Here is a 6,564-nt window from a genome sequence, read left to right as displayed (position 1 = left end):
GCTCTCCCGATCTACCCTCTCCTAGAAGTCTAAATCCCAAACTAGGACTCTTGTTGTCCGTTTTTGTCAGTCTTTCATCCCAACCCTCCTTGAAGCAAGTGGCGTTGGTTTCCCTCCGTAGGTGACTGCTGTTAGCGCTAGCGAAGCGGTAGCTTTTCCGTAAGTGCATAAGCTTATGGGCTCTGACATCTATAAAGGAGATGGTACCTACACCTGTAGACAAGGGAAATACTGAAGTATCAATGTATTCGTTGCTCGACAGCCAGGACGGGCTTCGTCTGTACTCAGGAAGCCCTGACTTTGTACTGTTAAATTTCAATGAATAAGTAAAAAAAGTATGAAAAAGTCCGATAAAGTCATATTTATATATAAACTTTATAAATTTTGTTACAAATGAATGTTGACGAAGCATTAGCTATTATAGATAGATTTTCAGACCAAGGCTTAAATAACGTTCAGGAGTTAGTATTTCGCAAGTCTTGGGAGGGACAAACCTATCCGGAGATAGCACAAAGCTGTGACTATGACGCTAACTATATTAAGGATGTTGGATCTAAGCTGTGGAAGTTACTTTCCCAAGCTTTTGGGGAAGAAGTCACAAAAAGTAATTTTAGGTCAGTTTTGAGACGAAAAGCGGAAAATAGTAGTCTTTTGCAAAAAGAAGCACAGAATGTACCAGGTTTGGGGAGAAACTACCAGCAACCAGGCACTGGCAAGGGGCAAGTTGGTAATCTGTATGAAGATCTCCCAAAAACGACAACCAACGTAACCGGCACGAATGAGGACTTCTTAGAAATTCCTAGTGGTTCAGCGGTACCGCTCGAGTCGTTGTTTTATATTGAGCGTCCCCCAATTGAAGAAAGAGCTTACACGGAGATTTGTAAACCAGGTAGCCTGATTCGGATCAAAGCCCCCAAGCAGATGGGGAAAACGTCTCTAATGCACAGGATTCTTGCTTATGCTAGACGCTCTGGGGAGTTACGCACTGTAGTAATTAGCTTGCAGAGGGCAGATACCCAAAATTTCACAAGCTTGGATAGATTCTTAAGGTGGTTGTGTGCCAATGTTACTCGACAGTTGAATCTAGAATTAAAGCTGGATAATTATTGGGATGAGGATATTGGCAGCAAAGTAAGTTGCACATTGTATTTTCAGGAGTACTTGCTCCAAGAAATTGACTCTCCAGTAGTCTTAGCCTTGGATGAGGTAAACCGGATTTTTGAATATCCGGAAATCTGTCGCGATTTTTTACCATTGCTACGTTCTTGGTATGAAGATGGTTCAGAGCTAAATATTTGGCAAAAACTGCGACTCATAGTTGTTCATGCTACTGAAGCTTATATTCCTTTAGATCTCAACCAATCACCTTTCAACGTTGGGCTATCGATCAAGTTACCAGAATTTACGTTAGAGCAAGTACAGGATTTAGCTATACGTCATAGGATTGATTGGGCTGAAGGTGAAGCAGGAGCACAAAAACTGGCTTCTTTACTAGCCATGATTGGTGGACATCCCTATCTAGTGCGTCTTGCGCTCTATCACATCGCACGCAAAGAAGTATCCCTAGAGCAGTTATTGCAAGATGCTCCCACAATTGCCGGAATTTATAGCAACTACCTACGGCATCATCTAGCAAATATCCAAGAAGATTCGGAATTAGCCAAAGCAATGCAAAGGGTGCTTACATCTCCTGAAAGTGTTCAATTAGAAGCAATTACAGCTTATAAGTTAGAAAGCATGGGTTTAGTAAAGCTTGAAGGTAATCAGGCTATACCGAGTTGTGAGTTGTATCGACTCTATTTCCGTGAGCAATTGGGTTGACACTTAGCCATGAATAAGTACGAATATCAAGTTGGTGGAAGTCTTAAAGTAAATGCTCTCACTTATGTAGAGCGTCAAGCTGATATAGACCTTTACAATGCCTTGATTCAAAATGAGTTTTGTTACGTGTTTAGCTCCCGGCAAATGGGTAAGTCTAGCTTACGGTTAAGGACAAGGCATCGATTGCAACAAGCTGGATTTGTCTGTGCTTCTATTGACATGACTAGAATTGGTAGTGCAAATATTACCCCTTCTCAGTGGTATAAAGGCGTAGTCGTTGACTTATTAAGGGGGTTCAACCTGTTTGGAAAAGTTAATTTAAAAGCGTGGTGGGAAGAACGAGAAGATTTATCTGCTCTACAGAGATTAAGTCAGTTTGTTGAAGACATTTTGTTGGTTGAACTTAAGAACGAAAAAATATTTATTTTTGTTGATGAAATTGATAGTATTTTGAGTTTAAAGTTTTCAATCAACGATTTTTTTGCTTTGATTCGGTCTTGCTACAACCAACGTGCAGAAAATCCAGAATATAATCGCCTTACTTGGGCTCTTTTCGGAGTCGCAACCCCTTCAGATTTAATTGATGACGAAAATTGTACACCTTTTAATATTGGTAAATCTATTGATATACAAGGATTTCAATTATCAGAAATTCAACCATTAGCAGCAGGGCTAGAAGGTAAAGTTGCCAACCCAATAGCAGTTGTCAAAGAAATACTATCTTGGACAAATGGTCAACCTTTTCTCACACAAAAGCTATGCGAAATAGTGATGAGTGAAAGAAACAGTGGTAGTGAAGGTGTACAGGATGTTAGAAGCTTAGAAACTGAAGATCATTATCAATTAGATTATCATTTGCCAATTGTTAATTATCATCTTATTAGTATTTATTATCAATTTCCATCTTTTATCTTAGAAAAGCTAGTACAGACGCATGTAATCGAGAATTGGGAAGCAAATGATGAGCCAGAGCATTTAAAGACGATTCGCGATCGCCTACTAGGAAATGAGCAACGGGCTAGTGGTTTGCTAGGTTTGTATCAGCAAATTTTACAAGGAGTAGAAGTCGCTTTAGAGGACTCTCAAGAGCAAATCGAACTCCTGTTATCAGGGTTAGTAGTAAAGTATCAAGGTAAACTGAAGGTAAAAAACCGCATTTATCAAGAAGTTTTTAACCAAGCGTGGCTAGAAAAGCAGTTAGTCAAACTGCGACCATACTCTCAAACTTTAAAAGCGTGGGTAGCATCAGACTACCAAGACTCCTCACGGCTACTACGTGGACAAGCTTTACTTGAAGCACAAGCGTGGTCAGTTGGTAAAAGTTTAAGTGATTTAGATTATCAGTTTTTAGCAGCAAGCTTTGAATTTGATCGACGAGAAGTTGAAACCAGGCTAGAAGCCGAACGTAGTAAGGAAGTTGAAGCTCGACTGATTGAAGAGCAAAAAGTCGCTAGGCTCCAAAGATTATTTCTATGTGTGGTCAGTTTGTTATTAATTATTACTTTAGGATTGGCAGTCGTGACTTTCTTCAGTACAAGACAGTGCTTAAACCTATAGCAATAAAAAACGAGTTTAAACGTTCAGTTTTTCAGGGATGCTAGGTAATGGCAAAACAATTCAGCGATTAAATGTAACCGAAAAATTCATATGTCAATCAAAAAAGAAAAAAATCAAATTACTGAAGGAGTAAACAATTCCAAAAAACTCCAGAAAAATTATAAATTAGTCTTAAATAGAAGCAAGATTATCAAAATATCGCGGGTTCATTATGCCCTGATAGCACTGATACTCAGCGTAATTATTATTGCCTGCACTAATACATCTAAATTAAATTCACGTACAATTAGTGAGTTACCAACACAAAGCAAAGTCTTAAAGATTTGGTGGGATAAAGGCTTTAATTTAGAAGAAGATGAAGCACTCCAGCAACTCGTTAAAAACTGGGAAAAAAAGAGTGGTAACAAAATTAAGCTTTCTTTCTATACTAACGATGAGCTACCGAAAAAGACTCAAAGAGCAATTAAGGCTGGCAAAGTTCCTGATATCGTCATGAGTAGTAGTGCTCAGAGAGAGATAACTCCGCGTCTTGCCTGGGAAGGAAAACTAGTCGATGTTTCAGATATTATTGAGCCGATAAAGAGTATTTATTCTAACGGTGCATTGGAAGACGTTACTTTTTATAACAATGTTGAAAAAAAACGAGCTTATTATGCTCTCCCAATCAATCAATTAACGATTCATATTTTTTACTGGCGAGACTTACTCAAACAAGCTGGTTTCAGAGAAAGCGATATCCCTAAAGATTGGAATGGATTTTGGGAATTTTGGAAACAAATGCAGGATAAGCTAAGAACACAGCAAAAGCAGGATATTTACGGGCTAGGTTTTCCACAATCTCTTGGAGCGGCAGATACTTACTATCTTTTTGAACAAATTTTAGAAGCAAACGATGTTGAACTTGTAAACTCCAATGGTCAACTTCTCCTAGATAATCCCCAAGTGCGTCAAGGCATTGTAAACAGCCTAGAGTGGTATACAAAATTTTACAAGCAAGGTTATGTGCCACGAAATGCAGTGAACTGGTTAAATCCTGACAATAATCGCAGTTTGCTCAATCGGGCAGTGCTTATGACGCCAAATACAACACTTTCAATTCCTGGGGCTGTGCGCCAAGATCCTGACACCTACCGGAACAAGCTAGGTACTATAGAATTTCCAAACAAACCTAGTGGCAAACCGATGCGCCATTTAGTGACATATAATGCCGCCGTGTTGTTTGCTGACTCTCCTAATCAGAAGATAGCCAAAGACTTTCTCGGATATTTAGCTCAGCCTAAGACAATAGCAAGCTATCTTAAAGCTTCTGGAACTCGTTATTTACCAGTGATGACGCCAGTTTGGCAAGATCCGTTTTGGACAGATCCAGCTGATCCACACCGTTCAACTGCTGCTAAAACATTAATTCACGGTCAAACGCGCCCATTTTCTATAGTGCAAAATCCTGCTTATAGCTTAGTTTTGGAACAGAATGTTTGGGGCAAAGCTATCAATCGTATAGCCGTAAATGGTATTACCCCAAAACAAGCTGCCGATGAAGCAATTGAGCAGATTAAACAAATTTTCGCTCAATGGCAATGAGATTAATGAAGTTCTGGAATCAGCACCTAACTACTAAAGTTGCAGCTTCCTTTATATTCCTCTCCCTAGTGGCTGTTGCTGTAGTGGGAGGAGTAGGCTTTTTTAAAGCGAGGGAAGCACTAAAGCAGGCTGCTTTCAATCGACTTAGTGTTGCTGCTACCCTTAAAGAAGAAGAAATTATTCGTTGGTTTGAAAACGAGCAGCGAGATTTTCTGCTTATAAATCGGTTTCCAGACATCCAAAAAAATCTCGACATACTTTTTAGTTCCAAACCTTCAGATGCAAATTATTTAGCCGCTCACAAAATTCTTAGACAACATCTGATAAGTATCGTGCGAGTCAAACCTGATTGGAGGGAGATTTTTATTCTTGATCGCAGTAATAGGATCATCCTATCGACTAGTAAGAGTAGTGAAGGCCATTACGAAACTTTAGCAGACTTTACCTATTTTGAACACGTTGATCCAGGAGATGCTTTTGCCCCGATTTTCTACGTTTCACCTTCCACAGGGAAACCATCGGTAACCTTTGCAACACCTTTTCGCTCTCAAGGAGGAGTACGCCAAGGTATTATCTTAGCTCACTTAAACTTAGACCGGATTGATAATATTATCCGAGAACATACCGGTTTGGGTGAGAGCGGTGAAACTTACTTGGTTAGCTCTTTAAAAACTAAAAACACTTTTATTTCTAAACCACAAGCCAGCACTCAGCAGTTCCCAGAAGGAGTTCGGAGCGAAGGTATCGATATCGCTATGAGTGGAGAGAGTGGCTTGGGACTTTATAAGAACTATGCCAAAGTTCCGGTTATTGGAGTTTATCACTGGCTTAATGATCAAAATCTTGCCTTACTGGTTGAGATGCATCAAGAAGAAGCTTTTGCACCTGCTCGCCAACTAGCAGGAACGATTGTCGTAGTAGGGCTAGTATCCGTGAGTGGTTTGTTAATAGGGGTTTATTGGCTGACGCAACAGTTGAAAATCTCTCGTGAGCAATTAGAGAATTACAGCCATATGTTGGAGATCAAAGCACAAGAAGCTGAGGCGGCTAATCGTGCAAAAAGCGAATTTTTGGCTAATATGAGCCATGAACTTCGTACTCCTCTCAATGCTATTCTTGGTTTCACTCAGTTAATGATCCGTGATCCTTCTATTTATTCTTCTCAGCTAGAACATCTGGAAATTATAAGTCGCAGTGGCGAGCATTTGCTGACTTTGATCAACGACGTGTTATCAATGGCAAAAATTGAAGCTGGTGGCACAACATTGAATGAAAATAGCTTTGATTTGTATTGTCTACTGGACTCGCTCAAAGAGATGTTACAGCTAAAAGCAGAATCTAAGGGCTTAGCGCTGATTTTTGATTGTAGTCCTGAAGTTCCGAAATATATACAAACAGACGAGAGTAAATTGCGCCAAGTCTTGATTAACATTCTTGGTAACGCCCTTAAATTTACGCAAGCTGGTAGTGTGACGCTTCGCGTGAGAAAAGAGGACAAAGAGAATTCTTCTCACTTTTTACGTTTTGAAATTGAAGATACTGGTTCTGGCATTGCACCAGATGAAATTAAGAAGTTGTTTAAACCTTTTGTGCAAACTGAAGCCG

4 protein-coding genes are annotated in these 6,564 nt (G+C 39.7%); all 4 read left to right on the top strand.

Going from position 1 to position 6,564, the window contains the following annotated elements:
* The first annotated feature begins 393 nt into the window (after positions 1–393).
* On the top strand, positions 394–1,821 hold the full coding sequence (locus tag G4P69_RS34170) for an AAA-like domain-containing protein (protein WP_208354352.1): 1,428 nt from the start codon (positions 394–396) through the stop codon (positions 1,819–1,821).
* A 9-nt stretch (positions 1,822–1,830) separates the two neighbouring features.
* Entirely contained in the window at positions 1,831–3,378 is a 1,548-nt protein-coding gene (locus G4P69_RS34165; RefSeq protein WP_208354350.1) for an AAA-like domain-containing protein, read from the top strand.
* Between the two features lie 90 nt (positions 3,379–3,468).
* Entirely contained in the window at positions 3,469–4,959 is a 1,491-nt protein-coding gene (locus G4P69_RS34160; protein WP_208354348.1) for a sugar ABC transporter substrate-binding protein, read from the top strand.
* A 5-nt stretch (positions 4,960–4,964) separates the two neighbouring features.
* On the top strand, positions 4,965–6,564 hold a 1,600-nt coding region (locus G4P69_RS34155), incomplete at its 3' end, for a sensor histidine kinase (protein ID WP_243903135.1).

The sequence above is a fragment of the Aetokthonos hydrillicola CCALA 1050 genome (assembly GCF_017591665.1).
Taxonomy (GTDB): domain Bacteria; phylum Cyanobacteriota; class Cyanobacteriia; order Cyanobacteriales; family Nostocaceae; genus Aetokthonos; species Aetokthonos hydrillicola.
This window is presented reverse-complemented; position numbering and strand designations above follow the sequence as displayed.

What these genes read in the sequence shown, in the direction of transcription:
- G4P69_RS34170 (WP_208354352.1), top strand. Translation starts at nt 394, where the DNA reads ATGAATGTTGACGAAGCATTAGCTATTATAGATAGATTTTCAGACCAA.
- G4P69_RS34165 (WP_208354350.1), top strand. Translation starts at nt 1,831, where the DNA reads ATGAATAAGTACGAATATCAAGTTGGTGGAAGTCTTAAAGTAAATGCT.
- G4P69_RS34160 (WP_208354348.1), top strand. Translation starts at nt 3,469, where the DNA reads ATGTCAATCAAAAAAGAAAAAAATCAAATTACTGAAGGAGTAAACAAT.